At 36.6% G+C, this 16,604-nt stretch carries 17 protein-coding genes and 1 other annotated feature; of the genes, 11 read left to right on the top strand and 6 right to left on the bottom strand.

Annotated features, from left to right (window positions below):
• Nucleotides 1-426: 426 nt before the first annotated feature.
• Nucleotides 427-936, bottom strand: a complete 510-nt coding sequence (locus PB01_RS13350) for a gamma carbonic anhydrase (RefSeq protein WP_151700668.1) — start codon at nucleotides 934-936, stop codon at nucleotides 427-429.
• Nucleotides 937-1,041: 105 nt separating this feature from the next.
• On the opposite strand from PB01_RS13350, the gene PB01_RS13345 reads away from it, so the two are divergent.
• Both PB01_RS13345 and PB01_RS13340 read left to right on the top strand, forming a co-directional pair.
• On the top strand, nucleotides 1,042-1,833 hold the full coding sequence (locus PB01_RS13345) for an alpha/beta hydrolase (protein WP_151700667.1): 792 nt from the start codon (nucleotides 1,042-1,044) through the stop codon (nucleotides 1,831-1,833).
• Nucleotides 1,834-1,980: 147 nt separating this feature from the next.
• The gene (locus PB01_RS13340; protein WP_151700666.1) at nucleotides 1,981-3,303 is read left to right on the top strand and encodes an NAD-dependent malic enzyme; all 1,323 of its coding nucleotides are present in this window, start codon (nucleotides 1,981-1,983) and stop codon (nucleotides 3,301-3,303) included.
• A 17-nt stretch (nucleotides 3,304-3,320) separates the two neighbouring features.
• Here the strand turns inward: PB01_RS13340 and PB01_RS13335 are convergent, their stop codons facing one another.
• From PB01_RS13335 to PB01_RS13320, 4 genes are read right to left on the bottom strand one after another with little or no spacing between them, the layout of a single operon-like run.
• Entirely contained in the window at nucleotides 3,321-3,863 is a 543-nt protein-coding gene (locus PB01_RS13335) for an isoprenylcysteine carboxyl methyltransferase family protein (RefSeq protein WP_151700665.1), read from the bottom strand.
• Nucleotide 3,864: 1 nt separating this feature from the next.
• Entirely contained in the window at nucleotides 3,865-4,947 is a 1,083-nt protein-coding gene (locus PB01_RS13330; RefSeq protein ID WP_151700664.1) for a type III polyketide synthase, read from the bottom strand.
• A gap of 57 nt (nucleotides 4,948-5,004) precedes the next feature.
• Nucleotides 5,005-5,577, bottom strand: coding sequence for a tRNA 5-(aminomethyl)-2-thiouridylate-methyltransferase MnmM (locus PB01_RS13325; protein WP_151700663.1), 573 nt, complete (start codon nucleotides 5,575-5,577; stop codon nucleotides 5,005-5,007).
• Nucleotides 5,574-6,533, bottom strand: a complete 960-nt coding sequence (locus PB01_RS13320) for a tRNA modification radical SAM protein MnmL/YtqA (RefSeq protein ID WP_151700662.1) — start codon at nucleotides 6,531-6,533, stop codon at nucleotides 5,574-5,576. The genes PB01_RS13325 and PB01_RS13320 overlap by 4 nt, the downstream gene beginning before the upstream one ends.
• A 123-nt stretch (nucleotides 6,534-6,656) precedes the next feature.
• On the opposite strand from PB01_RS13320, the gene PB01_RS13315 reads away from it, so the two are divergent.
• From PB01_RS13315 to PB01_RS13280, 9 genes are all read left to right on the top strand, one after another.
• Nucleotides 6,657-7,838 carry an MDR family MFS transporter gene (locus tag PB01_RS13315; protein ID WP_151700661.1) on the top strand — a complete coding sequence of 394 codons (1,182 nt, stop codon included), beginning with the start codon at nucleotides 6,657-6,659 and terminating at the stop codon, nucleotides 7,836-7,838.
• A gap of 675 nt (nucleotides 7,839-8,513) precedes the next feature.
• Nucleotides 8,514-9,203 (top strand): CoA transferase subunit A, encoded by a 690-nt coding sequence (locus PB01_RS13310; RefSeq protein WP_151700660.1) that lies wholly within the window; start codon nucleotides 8,514-8,516, stop codon nucleotides 9,201-9,203.
• A gap of 7 nt (nucleotides 9,204-9,210) precedes the next feature.
• Nucleotides 9,211-9,870, top strand: a complete 660-nt coding sequence (locus PB01_RS13305) for a 3-oxoacid CoA-transferase subunit B (protein ID WP_151700659.1) — start codon at nucleotides 9,211-9,213, stop codon at nucleotides 9,868-9,870.
• Between the two features lie 189 nt (nucleotides 9,871-10,059).
• Nucleotides 10,060-10,273: a binding site (T-box leader), on the top strand.
• Nucleotides 10,274-10,539: 266 nt separating this feature from the next.
• Nucleotides 10,540-12,951, top strand: coding sequence for a leucine--tRNA ligase (gene leuS, locus PB01_RS13300; RefSeq protein ID WP_151700658.1), 2,412 nt, complete (start codon nucleotides 10,540-10,542; stop codon nucleotides 12,949-12,951).
• A gap of 221 nt (nucleotides 12,952-13,172) precedes the next feature.
• A complete protein-coding gene (locus PB01_RS21800; protein WP_318837459.1) occupies nucleotides 13,173-13,319 on the top strand; it encodes an ATP-binding protein in 147 nt (48 codons plus the stop codon).
• Between the two features lie 158 nt (nucleotides 13,320-13,477).
• Nucleotides 13,478-13,717, top strand: coding sequence for a hypothetical protein (locus tag PB01_RS21795; protein WP_318837458.1), 240 nt, complete (start codon nucleotides 13,478-13,480; stop codon nucleotides 13,715-13,717).
• 342 nt (nucleotides 13,718-14,059) lie between these two features.
• Nucleotides 14,060-14,653: a YdeI/OmpD-associated family protein gene (locus PB01_RS13290; RefSeq protein WP_151700657.1), complete on the top strand. Its 594-nt coding sequence runs from the start codon at nucleotides 14,060-14,062 to the stop codon at nucleotides 14,651-14,653.
• 519 nt (nucleotides 14,654-15,172) lie between these two features.
• Nucleotides 15,173-15,625 (top strand): hypothetical protein, encoded by a 453-nt coding sequence (locus PB01_RS13285; RefSeq protein ID WP_151700656.1) that lies wholly within the window; start codon nucleotides 15,173-15,175, stop codon nucleotides 15,623-15,625.
• 170 nt (nucleotides 15,626-15,795) lie between these two features.
• Nucleotides 15,796-16,281 (top strand): hypothetical protein, encoded by a 486-nt coding sequence (locus PB01_RS13280; protein WP_151700655.1) that lies wholly within the window; start codon nucleotides 15,796-15,798, stop codon nucleotides 16,279-16,281.
• 128 nt (nucleotides 16,282-16,409) lie between these two features.
• Here the strand turns inward: PB01_RS13280 and PB01_RS21065 are convergent, their stop codons facing one another.
• Nucleotides 16,410-16,571, bottom strand: a complete 162-nt coding sequence (locus PB01_RS21065; protein WP_192797355.1) for a hypothetical protein — start codon at nucleotides 16,569-16,571, stop codon at nucleotides 16,410-16,412.
• Nucleotides 16,572-16,604: the final 33 nt, after the last annotated feature.

The raw sequence follows: 16,604 nt of genomic DNA, 5'->3' as shown, positions 1-16,604 counted from the left end.
AAGCTTTTTCCAGCAGGATCAAATTTGAAATAGCTGCTCCTACACAAGCTCGTCTCAAAAATTTCCGCAGGGCTAAATCCTTTGGCCAAGGCACTTAGGAAATGACTAGTACATCATGCACTTATAGGGTGCTTTCGCTTTTCTAAAATATAAGAAAGCTATACCTAATCTACAGTGCTTTCTATTTTTGACTATCTTATTTAGTTCCTCTCATTATCTAAAACTATTGCATCTTGTCTTTACACATTTCAATATGGCGACGGACAAACATTAACCACAAGATTGCCGAAAAAGAGTATATGGGACTGACGCATTCACTTCCATATACTCCATAAATTTATACGTTAATAGTGTAGCCAATGTTTCGTCCAAAGCATTCTGGAAACGGTAAAGACAAGATGCACTTAATGGGCGATTGCATTTTTCTTATTGCAATGATTTATAATACTGCCCTTTTTCAGCGTACTCCCGAATAATTCGTTGTACATCTTCTTTATCTGCATCTGTCAGCTCACGTACAACTTTTGCAGGACTTCCCATTGCCAGTGAGTTTGGAGGAATTTTCTTTCCTGGAGTAACTAAACTTCCTGCCCCGATAAATGCGCCTTCTCCAATTTCCGCACCATCTAGAATAATAGAGCCCATTCCAACTAATGCTCCTTTTCGAACAATGCAGCTATGTAATGTTACTTGGTGCCCGATCGTTACTTCATCTTCTAAAATAAGTGGATTGTTCGGGCTTTGATGCAAACAACATAAATCTTGGATGTTCACTCTTTGTCCAATAATAGTAGGTGCAACGTCCCCTCGTATTACCGTATTAAACCAAATAGTAGACTCTTGTCCGATTGTCACATCCCCTGTAATTGTGACATAATCAGCGATGAAAGCAGAATCATCAATTGACGGGGTTTTTCCTTTAAATGGATAGATCAATCTATACACACTCCTCTAAAAATAGAATATAATTAATCGTATCAAACGAACAGTATAATGAAAACTATTTGAGCAGAATAGGAACGAATGGAAGAGGTGATGCTCATGTGGAAATGGGAAGCAGAAGAAAGACCAAAAGCAGTAATCGTAATTGTTCATAGTGCATATGAACATCATAGAAGATATGCTTGGTTAATTGAAAAATTTAGAAGTTCAAATTGTCATATTGTCATGGGTGATTTACCTGGACATGGTGTACACACAAATGCTAATAAAATACATGATGAACCTCTTGATCAGTACAAAGATTACATAGCACAAGCATTACAAGTTGCAGTAACTTATAATCTCCCAATATTTATACTTGGTCATGGACTTGGTGCAACATTATTAATAAAAGTAATGCATAAATTACAAATAGAATATGCAGGAGTCATTTTAACTTCCCCTTGGCTACAACTAAAAAAGTCCCCATCTAAATGGACAAATGCATTAGCTAAATTATCTGTTCAACAGAAGATTCATCATGATATTCAACTGAAGGAACTAACGAGAAACTATGAAGTGTACAAACAATATGTGGAGGATCCGACATACCATACAATGATAACGAATGCTTGGTATAAAGAAATGCAATTTCTCTTAAAAAGTATTGGTCAAACAACGACTTCTATTCCGAATGTCCCAGTATTATTAATGACGGCGGAGCGTGATAAAATCACAGATACTACTGCAGCAGCCGGATGGCTAAAAAAACAAGAACTAACAGAATATCAATATAAATCATGGAAAAATTGTTTCCATGATTTATTCCAGGAACCTGAACGAGAAGAGATTTTTGCATATTCCCATTCTTTTATAAATAATGTTCTAAGATCTATAGGATATATTGTTTAGGGAATGTTGTAGATAAACAAGATTATACTAGAGAATGATATTCTATTTGGAATATGTGAGTTTTAATATAACTTGTGGTATAATTATTCGGTTAAATCGGAAAAAACATTCTATTAATTGAAATAAAGAAAGTGAAGTGTAACTTATATGCAAAACCAACATTTTATACGTAATTTTATAGTAGAAACACCTTCAAAACCAGGGAACTTTGCTAAAGTTGCAACTGCTATCGGAATGGCTGAAGGGGATATTGGAGACATTACAACACTTAAAAGTGGAGCATTAACAACAGTCCGTGATATTACGATCACTTGTAAATCTGAAGCACAATTCCAATCTGTCATTGCGAATATTGAAGCCATTGGAAATGGTGTTAAGATCCATGCTGTAACAGATGATGTGTTAAAAGCGCATGAAGGCGGAAAAATTGCGATGAAGAGCAGATTGGATGTCCGTTCACTCGGAGATTTGCAAAGAATTTATACGCCTGGTGTTGCTAGCGTTTGTATGGAAATTGTTAATAATCCTGAAAAAGCAAATTACTTTACGTCGATTGGCAGTTCCGTAGCTATCGTAACAGATGGTACAGCTATATTAGGTTTAGGAAATATTGGATCTGTTGCAGGGATGCCTGTAATGGAAGGGAAAGCTGTACTATTAGATCAATTTGTTGGTTTAAGTGGTATTCCTATTTTATTAAATACAAGTGATCCAGATGAAATCGTTGAAACGGTCAAACATATTCATCAAGGATTCGGAGCAATTTTATTAGAAGATATTGGATCTCCTCACTGCTTTGAAATAGAAGAACGTTTAAAAGCAGAACTTCCTATTCCAGTTATGCATGATGACCAGCATGGAACGGCGGTAGTAGCGCTTGCTGCGATATTATCTGCATGTAAATCGACTGGAGTAGATGTAAAAGATGCCGTAATTGGTCAAATCGGACTTGGTGCTGCCGGATTAGCTATCTGTCGTATGTTAATGGCTTATGGTGTAGATGAAGTATATGGTCTAGATCGTCAAGAAGAAGCAAAACAACGATTGGTAAACTATGGTGGAAAAACGATTCCTACATTAGAAGAAATGATGGAAACTTGTGATATAATTGTTGCTACTACTGGAGTAGCTGGGTTAATCAAACCTGAAATGATTAAAAAAGGACAAATAATATTAGCATTATCCAATCCAAACCCTGAAATTCTTCCAAATGAGGCAATTGCAGCTGGAGCAGCTTTCGCAGCTGACGGAAGATCTGTCAATAATGTGATTGGATTCCCAGGAATATTCAAAGGTGCATTAGATGCAGGAGCAAAGGAAATTACGTATTCCATGCTAATAGCAGCTGCCCAAGCAATCGTAGGACATACAAAACCTGGCGAGTTAATACCGAACCCACTAGATCCGACAGTTCATCATTTAGTGGCAAGAGCAGTAGAAGAAGCAGCAAATAAAGAAATGAATTTATAAGGAAAAGAAGATTTCGGTTACGATGCCGAAATCTTCTTTTTAAATTCTTCATTATAATTGGTAACTTCCATCAAAGCCCTCTCTTCGAGTGGAATTCGCACGGAGAGCATCGCGAGATTTAAAAGAGTAAAGCAAATAGCCGTAATATATGCTTGGAATATAAGCGGTAAAAGTGCTATTTCGATGCAGACAACCACGTAATTTGGGTGTTTTAGATAAAGATATGGTCCTTTTGTTACTACATGGGCACCGGGTAAAATAATGATTTTTGTATTCCAAAAAGATCCTAACGATCTCAAACACCATATGCGTAATGCTTGAACAATTAAAAAAATTAGAAAAAATAACGGAAATAGTGGGGAAATACCTCGGTTAAATACTAAAACCTCTGCAATTAAACAAATAAAAAAGCTCACATGCAGAGTCACCATATAAGGATAATGAGATGCACCTACTTCATAAGCCCCTTGTGCAAGCATCTTTTTTTCATTTTGCTTAGCTATAAAAACTTCCGTTATTCTTTGAATGATGACCAGAAAGATAATAATGAAAAATAACATTCTAATCCCCCCAATTTAGTAGAACTGCTTCTCCGCAAAAACCAGGTCCTAGAGCCACTAATAATCCTAAATCATCCTTGTTGTTTTCTTTCAACATAAATTGTTCTAATACATAAAGTACTGTTGGAGAGGACATATTCCCATGTTTTTTTAATACATTTCTAGAAATCGACGTTTGATGTTCCTCTAGGTGGAGTGTATCCTCATATGCTTGTAGAACTTTTTTTCCTCCGGGATGTGCTACAAAATTTACGAGTTGATCTTTTGAAACATTCTGCTCTGTCAAAAATTCATCTACAAATGGTCCCAACCAGCTTGAAATAATGGAAGGAATACTCTTAGAGAAAACGACATGTAATCCATTATTTTTAATATTCCATCCCATCACGTCTTCCGAGTTGGGCATCCATTTAGAAGCTGTATCTACTATATGCGGAACATGCTTATTGTTTGTAAGATCAACATTATCTCCACAAACTAATGCACAAGCAGCTCCGTCGGCGAAAAGAGAAGCCCCTATTAGATTACTTTTAGAAAAGTCATTCGGTTGGAAGGTGAGACTACATAACTCTACACAAACAACGAGAACTTTCGCATCGGGATGAGCTTTGCAAAAATCAAAAGCTCTACTAATGCCAGCAGCTCCACCAGCACAACCTAGTCCCCAAATTGGAATCCGTTTCATACGATCCGAAAAAGGCAGATGGTTCATCACACGAGCATCGACGCTCGGGGTAGATATGCCTGTGCTGCTGACAAAGATAATGGCATCAATTTCTTCTGAAGGAAGTGCCTTTTGGAGAAATGTGGTATTTTGAAGGCAAGCTTGTATTACTTCTACACTATATTTTGTTGCTAAATCTATATAAATATTATTTCGTTCTTCAAAGGAATGTTCCGTTTGGTGCCATTCTAATGGCACACAAAAATATCGTGTTTCAATATCTCCATTTTCAAAAACTTGTAATAAACGATCTAATTGTGCAATTTTATCTTTAAAGAGTTCTTTTGTTAACTGTTCAATATTTGTTTGATCTAATACATAAGGAGGGTTATATGTACTAATAGAAGCAATTTTTGGCATGGAGATTCTCCTTTTTTAGTTATTATCTCCATGCATTTGAATTATATTCAAACGAATTTAGATATTTGCTTTCATTTTTTCAATCGCAATAACAAAAGGGGGTGTATTTTGTTGATTTAAAAATTGGTAACAAAGTACATGTGTATAGGAGTAAGGTAATTGCATTACATAATCCATTAAAGCATCTTTTTCTTCTTTACCACCGGGATGTCCATGATAAACAACTAAAATAATTAAACCGCCTACTTTTAACATCTCTAAAAGAGATGTAACAGCTTGAATAGTAGAGTTGCCTTTTGTCACAATTTGAAGATCACTACCAGGTAAATATCCAAGATTAAAAATAGCTGCTGCAATTTCTTTTTCCACGTATTTCGAAACATTTTCATGTCCATCTAGAATTAGAGTTGCCCTCGAAAGCAAATTTGCTTCTACTAACTTTTCTTCCGTGGATTGTATAGCTTCGGGTTGAACATCAAATGCGTATACATGCCCAGCTTCGCCAACTAATTTTGCTAAAAATAAAGTATCATGACCATTTCCAGCAGTTGCATCGACAACCAAATTCCCAGGTTCTATAACAGATGTTAATAATTCTTTTGCAAATGGTAAAACTCTTTTTAATGTCATTTCAAGACACCGAACTTTTGATACAATTTTCCTTGGTAGCTCTCTCTTTTAGCTAACTCAGCGTCAATTCCATTTAAGACATCCCATTTGTTTACACTCCACATTGGACCAATCATTAGGTCAATCGGTCCATCACCAGTAATACGTTGCACAACCATTTCCGGGGGTAAAATTTCTAATTGATCCGCCACGAGCTGGATATAAGCATCTTTTTCCATAAATTCAAGCTTTCCTTTTTCGTACTGCTTCACCATAGGTGTTCCTTTAAGCAGATGTAGTAAATGGATTTTTATCCCTTGGACATCGAGCTTGGCAACTTCTCTTGCTGTTTCCATCATCATTTCTCGATCTTCCAGAGGCAATCCATTAATAATATGTGTACATATTTGAATATCATGTTTTCGTAATTTGTTTACACCCTCTATATAAGTAGGATAGTCATGTGCACGATTCACGAGATTCGCAGTTCGCTCATGCACAGTTTGTAGGCCTAGTTCTATCCACAAATACGTTCTTTTATTTAGTTCAGCTAAATATTCCACAACATCATCTGGTAAACAATCTGGTCTTGTTGCGATAGATATTCCTATGACGCCCTCCAGTGCAAGAGCTGCTTCAAATTTTTCTTTTAATAAAGGCAGAGGTGCATGTGTATTTGTATATGCTTGAAAATAAGCGATATATTTTCCTGTTTTCCACTTTTCATGCATTTTGGCTTTTATTTTTTCAAATTGTACCGGTATTAAATCGACTTTATCACCAGCAAAGTCCCCGCTCCCAGCCACACTACAAAAAGTGCAACCGCCATATGCCACTGTGCCATCTCTATTAGGACAATCAAATCCTGCATCTAATGCGACTTTGAATATTTTTTGATCAAACATATTTCGTAAATAGCGATTCCAAGTATAGTACCGTTTTCCATCAGACGGAAAAGGAAAGTTATTTTCGTTCATTTATATTCACTCCTTAGCATTATATTTTAGCATGACTCCATTATCTTTTGTGCAAGCATCTTGAAGTGACATATAAAAAAGAATACAATTGTCTGAGCACATAAGGAAATGGAGGTGCTTGTGATGCCCAAAGCTGTGTGGCTTTTAATCATAGGAATGTTTATAAATACAACTGGAAATTCCTTTTTATGGCCTTTACATACGATTTATATGCATAATTATTTAGGGCAATCCTTGACTATGGCTGGATTTGTATTGATGATAAATGCTGGAACTGGTGTAATTGGTAATTTACTGGGAGGTTACCTTTTCGACCGAATTGGTGGGTATAAATCCATCATTATTGGTATTTCTTTATCGTTGGGTGCATTGTTACTATTAACTCTTTGGCATGGGTGGCCGGAATATATTTGGTTTGTAGCTATTTTGGGGTTTAGCGGTGGAATTATTTTTCCAAGTATGTACGCAATGGTCGGAAGTCTTTGGCCAGAAGGTGGCAGAAAAGCTTTTAATGCTATTTATTTAGCACAAAACGTAGGGGTTGCTCTTGGCCCTGCAATAGGTGGACTTGTGGCGGCTAATAATATCAATAATATTTTTATAGCAAATTTACTTACATATGTCTTGTTTTTTGTTGTTGCATTAGTCTTTTACCGTAATTTATCGGTTACTTCAAATAGACATGCAGTTGTGTCGAATGAACAAAAGAAAGGTAAACAAAAAGCACCTTTTTATGCAATGATAATTGTAACATTTGGGTATATGCTCACCTGGATTGTTTATGTTCAATGGACTACTACAATTTCTACACATATTTCAGATTTGGGCATATCTCTAAAGCAATATAGTTTATTATGGTCGTTAAATGGAGTACTTATAGTAGTAGGACAACCTCTTATAAAGCCAATAATCAATCGACTAGAACAGAAAATAAAAGCGCAGATTATTATTGGGATTGTTATTTTTATGGGTTCATTTGTTGTGGTAGCTTTTGCAGAAAGCTATGCTATGTTTATCACGGCAATGGTCATATTAACGATTGGAGAAATGTTTGTGTGGCCTGCAGTACCAACGCTTGCAGATAAGCTTGCTCCAAAAGGAAGAGAAGGATTTTACCAAGGGATTGTCAATAGTATGGCGACAATCGGAAGAATGATTGGACCTTTCGTCGGAGGAATTCTTGTAGAAGCATATGGAACGCCAATGATGATATTAATCCTGACAAGTTTGATGATTTTTGCGATTATTACGAGTTTACTTTATGATCTTCCGCTTAAGAAAGCAGCTAGTAAAACCGCTGTTTAACTAAATTAATCATTGTCAGACTGTAGGTAAATTCGGTATAAATCGAGTTTGCCTACAGTCTATTTTTATTTAGAAAGGAAGAAAATCTATAAGCCCGTAGAAAGTTCATAAGCCCCTAAACTGATGCTATATGCCCCTAAAAAGTGTTTATCCGCCCGTAAGACTGAGCTATAAGCCCCTAAGTCGATGCTTTATGCCCCTAAAAAGTGTTTATCCGCCCGTAAGACTGATCTATAAGCCTGTAGAAAGTTCATAAGCCCCTAAACCGATGCTATATGCCCCTAAAAAGTGTTTATCCGCCCGTAAGACTGATCTATAAGCCCGTAGAAAGTTCATAAGCCCCTAAGTCGATGCTATATGCCCCTAAAAAGTGTTTATCCGCCCGTAAGACTGATCTATAAGCCCGTAGAAAGTTCATAAGCCCCTAAGCCGATGCTATATGCCCCTAAAAAGTGTTTATCCGCCCGTAATGCTGATCTATAAGCCCCTAAACTATGTCTATCCTCACCTAATCAATGGTTTCTAATGCAGAGTGTGAACATCGGAACTTTCTCTTCGTTTCCCTGCCACACTCTTGCAATATATTAATAGTTCAAGGAATTTAAATTGCTTAATTGTCCAATATTTGAGAATATTATAGAGAAGGGTGTTTACGATAGAAAGGGGAATGGGATTATGAAACCGATTTACAATTCTGCAAGCGAAGCTGTTGCAGGCATTCAAGACGGAATGACACTAATGGTAGGTGGTTTTGGCCTAGTTGGTATTCCTGAACAGCTTATTTTAGCTTTAGTAGAAAAAGGGGTAAAAGATTTAACGGTTATTTCGAATAATTGTGGAGTCGATGAGTGGGGTCTAGGTCTTTTATTAAAAAATAAACAAATTAAAAAAATGATAGGTTCCTATGTTGGGGAAAATAAAGAATTTGAACGTCAAGTACTTTCAGGCGAAATAGAAGTAGAGTTAACGCCTCAAGGGACACTTGCTGAAAAAATTCGTGCGGGTGGCGCTGGAATTCCAGCTTTCTTTACGCCAGCGGGTGTTGGTACGGTGGTTGCGGAAGGAAAAGAAATACGAGTTTATGATGGCAAAGAGTATGTATTAGAAGAATCGCTTCGTGCTGACTTTGCATTAGTTCGCGCTGCAAAAGCGGATAAGTTTGGGAACTTAATTTACAATAAAACTGCACAAAACTTTAATCCGATGATGGCAGCAGCAGGAAAGTTTACGATTGCAGAAGTAGAAGAAATTGTAGAAACAGGAGATTTAGATCCAGCACAAATACATACACCTAGTATTTATGTACAAGGCCTATTCCAAGCAACGCAAGAAAAAAGAATAGAACGTTTAACAACTCGTTCATAAGGGGGAGATTCGATTGAATACACGTGAAAAAATTGCAAGAAGAGCAGAAAAAGAGATAGAAAATGGAAATTACGTTAATTTAGGCATAGGAATTCCAACATTAGTTGCTAACTTCATCTCTCCTGATAAAACAGTTGTTTTACAATCAGAAAATGGTTTGCTAGGTATTGGGCCTTATCCTACGGAACAAGAAGTAGATCCTGATCTTATTAATGCTGGAAAAGAAACGGTTACGACTATTCCTGGATCTTCTTTCTTTTCAAGTGCGGAATCATTTGCAATGATTCGCGGAGGACATGTCGATGTCGCGATTTTAGGTGCGATGGAAGTGTCTGAAAATGGGGATCTTGCAAACTGGATGATTCCAGGGAAAATGATAAAAGGAATGGGTGGTGCGATGGACTTAGTGCATGGCGCGAAAAAAATTATCGTCATCATGGATCATTGTGCAAAAGATGGCTCTGCCAAAATTAAAAAAGAATGCGAATTACCTTTAACAGGGAAAGCTGTTGTGAATAAAATAATTACAGAACGGGCAATGATAGAAGTAACGGAAAATGGCCTTGAATTAAAAGAAGTATTTGAGGGTTATACTGTACAAGATATTATTGATGCAACGGAAGCTACGCTTATTATTAAAGACGTAAAAGAAAATGTTTCAATATAATTATATTCAGTAGTACATAAAAACCTACCGAATACAATTATATCAAGCTTCCGGCGGATGCCATAGATTTTGTAAAGGAGTCCACCTGGTGAGCCGAGTGCAAAATCTAGGCTCAAATATGTCGAGACCTATTTGATATAAGAGCAGCTTGTAATTTATTCCGAAATCCATTATTATTAGTTTTAATAGAAGTTGACTGTGAAAAGGATTAGTAAATAACCCTCGTTAATATAGAGAGCTAACGGTTGGTGGAAGTTAGCGTGACGAATTATTGAACTCGCCTTTGAGTCTGTATGAGTGAACTGATAGTAGCTTATACCGTTTTCCGCGTTAAGGAGTCAAGTTGAGTGAATTTTTCACTAATTTGGGTGGTACCGCGTGAGTATATACTCTCGTCCCTTAGTTTTTTAAGGGACGAGATTTTTTTTATTTGTCTAGTTTCAGCGCCTTGCCCCTCGGGGTCAAATGTGAAAAAGCTGCTCCTGAGCAAGCTCGTCGCAAACAAGAGCGTATGTGGTGGCTGTGGAGCTGCCTCCTGGGCCAGCACGATGCGGGTCATGTCTGCTTTGCCACAGGATGTGGCGTACTTTGCAGACCTACACTTTCTCCATTTGCCTGTCGGGGCAGACATAGGCGCTTACACTTTTCTTAATTTAAGGAGGAATTTTAATGAGCTTTAATCATGAAGCAATCGAAAAAAAATGGCAAAATTATTGGAAAGAAAATAAAACGTATAAAATGGTCGATGATCCTTCCAAACCAAAGTTTTATGCATTAGATATGTTCCCGTATCCTTCAGGAGTTGGACTTCATGTAGGTCATCCACTTGGATATATTGCTACAGACATTTTAAGCGCATTTAAACGTAAACAAGGGTATAACGTGCTTCATCCAATGGGATGGGATGCTTTTGGTCTTCCTGCAGAACAATATGCAATCGATACGGGAAATGATCCAGTTGAATTTACGGCAAAAAATATTGCTACTTTTAAACGCCAAATGAATGATCTTGGTTTTTCATATGATTGGGATAGAGAAGTTAACACAACTGATCCTTCTTATTATAAATGGACACAATGGATTTTCATTCAACTTTACAAAAAAGGGTTGGCTTACGTAGACGAAGTACCTGTAAACTGGTGTCCAGCACTCGGAACTGTTCTTGCGAATGAAGAGGTAATCGATGGATTGTCAGAACGTGGAGGGCATCCCGTAGAACGTCGCCCAATGCGCCAATGGGTTCTTCGTATTACTGCTTATGCAGATCGACTTTTGGAAGATTTGGATGAACTGGATTGGCCGGAAAGTTTAAAAGAAATGCAACGTAACTGGATTGGTCGTTCGGAAGGTGCTGAACTTACTTTTGAAGTTGATGGCACGAAAGAATCATTCCGAGCATTTACAACTCGCCCCGATACAATTTTTGGTGCAACCTATGCAGTTCTAGCACCGGAACATAAGTTAGTGGATGTAATTACCACTACTGAACAGATGGAAGCAGTGCAAGCATATAAAGATCAAGTAAAATTAAAAAGTGATCTAGAGCGTACGGACCTTGCGAAACATAAAACAGGTGTTTTTACAGGAGCATATGCTATCAATCCTGTAAGTGGCGAAAAAATGCCTATCTGGACTGCAGATTATGTATTATCAACTTACGGTACAGGTGCAATTATGGCAGTTCCTGCACATGACGAACGTGACTATGAATTTGCAAAACAATTTGACTTACCAATTGTAGAAGTTGTTTCAGGTGGAAATATCGAGGAAGCAGCATATACAGAAGATGGTAAACTGATTAACTCGGGCTTCTTAAATGGCTTAAACAAACAAGAAGCGATTGCTAAAGCAATTGAATGGTTTGAAACGAACGGTAAAGGCGAGAAGAAAATTACGTATCGTTTGCGTGATTGGTTATTTAGTCGTCAGCGTTATTGGGGTGAGCCAATTCCAATTATTCATTGGGAAGATGGTACTTCAACAGCCGTAGATGAGTCTGAATTACCACTTATGTTACCAGTAACAACAGATATTAAACCGAGTGGAACAGGTGAATCACCACTTGCAAATATTACGGAATGGGTAAACGTTGTAGATCAAGTAACGGGGAAAAAAGGACGACGTGAGACAAACACGATGCCACAATGGGCAGGTAGCTGCTGGTATTACCTACGTTATATAGATCCTAACAATGATGAAGCACTTGTGGATCCAGAACTAGTAAAACGCTGGTTGCCAGTCGATATTTATGTAGGTGGAGCGGAGCATGCAGTATTGCATTTATTGTACGCACGTTTCTGGCATAAATTCCTTTACGATATTGGTGTAGTTACAACAAAAGAGCCTTTCCAAAAACTATTTAACCAAGGAATGATTCTTGGAGAAAATAATGAAAAAATGTCTAAGTCAAAAGGAAACGTAGTAAATCCAGATGATATCGTACAAAGTCATGGTGCAGATTCTCTTCGTTTATATGAAATGTTTATGGGACCACTTGATTCTTCAAAGCCATGGTCTATAAACGGATTAGATGGTTCAAGAAGGTTCCTAGATCGTATTTGGCGTTTGTTTGTAAATGAAGATGGAAAACTTAGCGATAAAGTAAGTGATACATCTTCTGAAAATATGGAGAAAGTGTACCATCAAACGGTTAAAAAGGTTACGGAAGATTACGAATCCATGCATTATAATACCGCTATTTCACAAATGATGGTATTCATTAATGAAGGATATAAAGCAGAGCGTATTTCGAAAGAGTATGTAGAAGGATTTGTTAAATTAATTTCTCCAATTGTTCCACATATCTCAGAAGAGCTTTGGGCTATCCTAGGACATGAGGATACGATTACGTATGAAGCTTGGCCAACATTTGATGAAGCTAAATTAGTGGATAATGAAGTAGAAATCCCTGTTCAAATTAAAGGGAAAGTACGAACAAAACTACTTGTTTCAAAAGAAGCAACAAAAGAAGAGCTAGAAGCGTTAGCGTTAAATTCTGAACAAGTACAACAGTGGTTGGAAGGGCAAGAAGTAAAGAAAATCATTGCGATTCCTGGTAAAATGGTGAATATCGTTATTTGATGAAAAACAAAAGTTGCTTCGTCTCTCGACATGAGAGATGAAGCAACTTTTTTTTTCATTTCTTCTCGTTCTTTTATCAAAATGTCTAGCTGTTTTAGTTTTACATTTCAAGTATTATATAAGTAATAGTTTGAATGTTCATTTTTAACAAATAATTAGTCTGATAGAATAAAAGTGAGATGAGAGATTAAACCTAAACTTTGAAGAATGGAGTTGCGTTCATGAATAGATTAGTTATTATGACAGTCGGTAAAACTCATAGCGGTAAAACTACTTTTGCGAAAGCTTTAGAAGAACAGATCTCTAATTCGATTGTGATTGATCAAGATAACCATGCTGAATTCCTCCATACTTATTACCAAAACTAGGACATAATACGATCAAGTACGCTCTCACACAAACCATTGTGAATTATACAATTAATGAGACGAATTGCCACCTCATTCTTTGCAACTCAAATCGCAGTCGTAAAGGGCGTTTGAAACTGCTTGAACAATATCACAACAAAGGATTTACCAGCATTATTGTGAATTTTGATCTTCCAGAACATATTCTTAAAGAGCGGATTTTGAAAGGCCAGCGTAGTACAACGATACTAAGGACCGTTTCATCTTTCGACGAAGTACTTACTAGGCAGGAGGGTGAGACAAATAAAGGGGATGTGGTGGCGCCAACAGAGGGAGAATCGGACCATTTATTTGTAATCGAAAATGTGGATGAAGTTCAGTCTGTTATTCGGGATATTGTTACGATAGCTCAAAGTTAATAAGTGCTGCTTTCTAAAGGGAATTAGGAGAGTAAAGGAGGAGATGGAATTTGTATTATCAAGAGGAAAGAAAAAATTGCATGGATAAAATAAAGTCTTCAAAACTTGTTGAAGGAATTCTGGGTAATGCATTACAATAACTTTTGAAAAGCATTTAATGTTTTAGATTGGGCTTGTGATTGTGTATCAAAGCCGGGTCCGCTTGACACGACGCCAATTAAAGTCCTATTATAAATCGGGAACCTTGATTCAAGGTTAATGAATATTAAAATAAAGTCGATAGTGACAGTATGATCATTTTGACTGTAAGCCGATCGAAAAATTGAAGAGGAGTGTTCCTTGATGACAAATAGTAAAACGAATCCTAAAGTTGATGAATTTTTAAGTAAAGCTAAAAAGTGGAAGGAAGAATATGGGCAGTTGCGAAATATCGTTCTTGACTGTGAGTTGACCGAAGAATTTAAGTGGATGCATCCTTGTTACATGTTTGAGAAAAAAAACATCGTTCTAATACACGGATTTAAAGAATATTGTGCAATTTTGTTTAACAAGGGAGTCTTGTTAAAGGATGCACATGGAATTCTAATTCAACAAACGGAGAATGTACAGGCAGCGCGCCAGATTCGGTTCACCAATGTTCAAGAAATAGTTGAAATGGAAGACATCTTGAAATCCTATATATATGAAGCCGTTGAAGTTGAAAAAGCCGGTTTGGAAGTGAATTTTAAAAAGAATACAGAATACATAATTCCTGTAGAACTTCAAAATAAATTCGATGATATTCGGGAATTAAAAACTGCTTTTGAAGCATTGACACCGGGGCGACAAAGAGCATACATTCTTCATTTCTCTCAACCCAAACAATCCAAAACACGGGAGTCAAGAGTTGAAAAATATAGGCAGCAAATTCTTGATGGTAAGGGATTAAATGATTAGTATATTCGATGAGTAAATAAATTAATCGAACTTGAAGGTATTACGCAAACTAGCTAAAAAAAAATACTGCATACAAAAGTGTACCCTTTGGCTTTTTGCTGAAGGGTACGTTTTTTTGAACTACTTTCTCAAGAAAAGAAAAATGACAATACTTAAGAAGACCCCATCTTAATCGTTTAAAAAAAGAGGCGAGCGTAAATAAGTCTATGGATTACGGTCAGTATCAGTATTGACACTTCCTGACCATTTTCAATTTCTGTGTTGCAGCACTGATTTTGTGCTGCATGGATGGCTAACGGGGGATTTACTGGAAGAGCATTGAGCTGCTTAGGTGCTCAATTTCCTTATTGAACTAAAGGTTAGTTGAATAAGGAATGTGAATGTATTGGTTTCATATACTTTTTTTAGGTAGAAGGGATTTCTTTAATATATGTTGAATGATTATATGAGAAACCTAAATGGAATGTTTTTATTCAACTAAAGTGCAGCAAGAAATAAGATAGTGAGAAGAGGGAAGTAATGAAATGGAAATTATGGGGAATGGGTATTTTGTTCACCCTCATTTTAGTTTATGTGGGGCATGAAGTATATGCAAAGCTAAAAATTCAGCATTTAGGAGAAGTTGCGGATGAAGCCGGTATTATAGATTTACATTCATTAAATCATATGTTTATAGTGGCGTATCCAGCAACAGATATTTATGACACGAGGGATAAAGAGGAAGTGCAGCAATACTTAGAAAACTTTTTAGGCATGAATATTCGAACAGTGAGAAAGGCGAAAGAGACAGAAAATCATTACAAGCTGACGTTTGAAGATAGCAAGGGCTATCGAATGCAATTAACGCTTTATGAAAATGGCACAGGGCAAATATCAAGTAAGTTCAGTGTGATTGGTACGACGGTGTTTATTGAAACGGTTGATGAAGAATTTTTGGAGCATTTTAATCCGTTGTTATTAAAAGTAAACTAATTTCATTATTTTCAGGCAAGTGGAAGGGTGTTAATAAGTACTACAATAACGGCAAAAATTACGGAAACGGAACCTGATAACTTAGGGGATTTATTTTATTTCTTGTAACAGCTAATCGTGAATTTTGTTGAACTTGTAAAACTACCATGAAAATAATAGGGAGGGTTTTTATGATGAAATCTAGGTTAAAACAGCTTTTGATTTTAGTTGTACCAATAATTATAATAAGCAGTGCTTTTTTGACGAAGAATATTGAATTGAAAAGGGAGCTAGGTGAGCAATATCAAAGGGAAATGCTTCAGGGAAGTGGCTATTTAGAGGCCTTATCAAGGATGTCATCTACAGAGCTACAGGCATTTGGGGAATCGATTCTATTTCGATATCAGCCATTCTATTTATCGGATATTTCCTTTACCCTTCAGCATCAAGAATTAGCTAATCTACTAAGGGATACCGACCATCAATTGTTTGCGGTAAATTCTCTTAATGAGGAGGAGTTAACTACATTACATACAGATTTACGAAAGCTAGCCTTTACAGTGACTGACTTAATCGATGAAGTCGGAGATAAAAGAATGGATTGGTACCAATTTTCTAAAAGGCCATCTAAAAGTGTGCTGGAGCGAATTGATGAACGTCTAGCCATGGAGTATTAGTAGGAAGGCAAAATGCCCTACTATAATTGGAAAAAGAATTCCGTTATTTAAAGAAGGAGATTATTGATTAGACCTTAATTTGAAAGGAACCAGGACCTTCAATCAATTTGTAGAACTACATTATGGGGTTAAAAAGTAAAAATATCTTGTTCAAATAATGAGCGCTTTACTAGAAGTAGAACTACAAAAATAGTAAATTCAGTGATAAGAAAAGAAACCATTTTATTTTCAAAATGGTTTCTTTTCGATTGCTGAAAGATTTGTTCAATACCATGACTGTTAATTATCATATTTTTTCCAACTAATACATTTAGGTTTATGTA

It is taken from the genome of Psychrobacillus glaciei (genome assembly GCF_008973485.1).
Taxonomy (GTDB): domain Bacteria; phylum Bacillota; class Bacilli; order Bacillales_A; family Planococcaceae; genus Psychrobacillus; species Psychrobacillus glaciei.
The sequence above is the reverse complement of the archived record's forward strand: the minus strand, read 5'-3'. Positions and strand labels throughout refer to the sequence as shown.

Coding starts and splice junctions, on each gene's coding strand:
- PB01_RS13345 (WP_151700667.1), top strand. CDS start 1,042: ATGTGGAAATGGGAAGCAGAAGAAAGACCAAAAGCAGTAATCGTAATT.
- PB01_RS13340 (WP_151700666.1), top strand. CDS start 1,981: ATGCAAAACCAACATTTTATACGTAATTTTATAGTAGAAACACCTTCA.
- PB01_RS13335 (WP_151700665.1), bottom strand. CDS start 3,863: ATGTTATTTTTCATTATTATCTTTCTGGTCATCATTCAAAGAATAACG.
- PB01_RS13330 (WP_151700664.1), bottom strand. CDS start 4,947: ATGCCAAAAATTGCTTCTATTAGTACATATAACCCTCCTTATGTATTA.
- PB01_RS13325 (WP_151700663.1), bottom strand. CDS start 5,577: ATGACATTAAAAAGAGTTTTACCATTTGCAAAAGAATTATTAACATCT.
- PB01_RS13320 (WP_151700662.1), bottom strand. CDS start 6,533: ATGAACGAAAATAACTTTCCTTTTCCGTCTGATGGAAAACGGTACTAT.
- PB01_RS13315 (WP_151700661.1), top strand. CDS start 6,657: ATGCCCAAAGCTGTGTGGCTTTTAATCATAGGAATGTTTATAAATACA.
- PB01_RS13310 (WP_151700660.1), top strand. CDS start 8,514: ATGAAACCGATTTACAATTCTGCAAGCGAAGCTGTTGCAGGCATTCAA.
- leuS (WP_151700658.1), top strand. CDS start 10,540: ATGAGCTTTAATCATGAAGCAATCGAAAAAAAATGGCAAAATTATTGG.
- PB01_RS21800 (WP_318837459.1), top strand. CDS start 13,173: ATGAATAGATTAGTTATTATGACAGTCGGTAAAACTCATAGCGGTAAA.
- PB01_RS13290 (WP_151700657.1), top strand. CDS start 14,060: ATGACAAATAGTAAAACGAATCCTAAAGTTGATGAATTTTTAAGTAAA.
- PB01_RS13285 (WP_151700656.1), top strand. CDS start 15,173: ATGAAATGGAAATTATGGGGAATGGGTATTTTGTTCACCCTCATTTTA.
- PB01_RS13280 (WP_151700655.1), top strand. CDS start 15,796: ATGATGAAATCTAGGTTAAAACAGCTTTTGATTTTAGTTGTACCAATA.
- PB01_RS21065 (WP_192797355.1), bottom strand. CDS start 16,571: ATGATAATTAACAGTCATGGTATTGAACAAATCTTTCAGCAATCGAAA.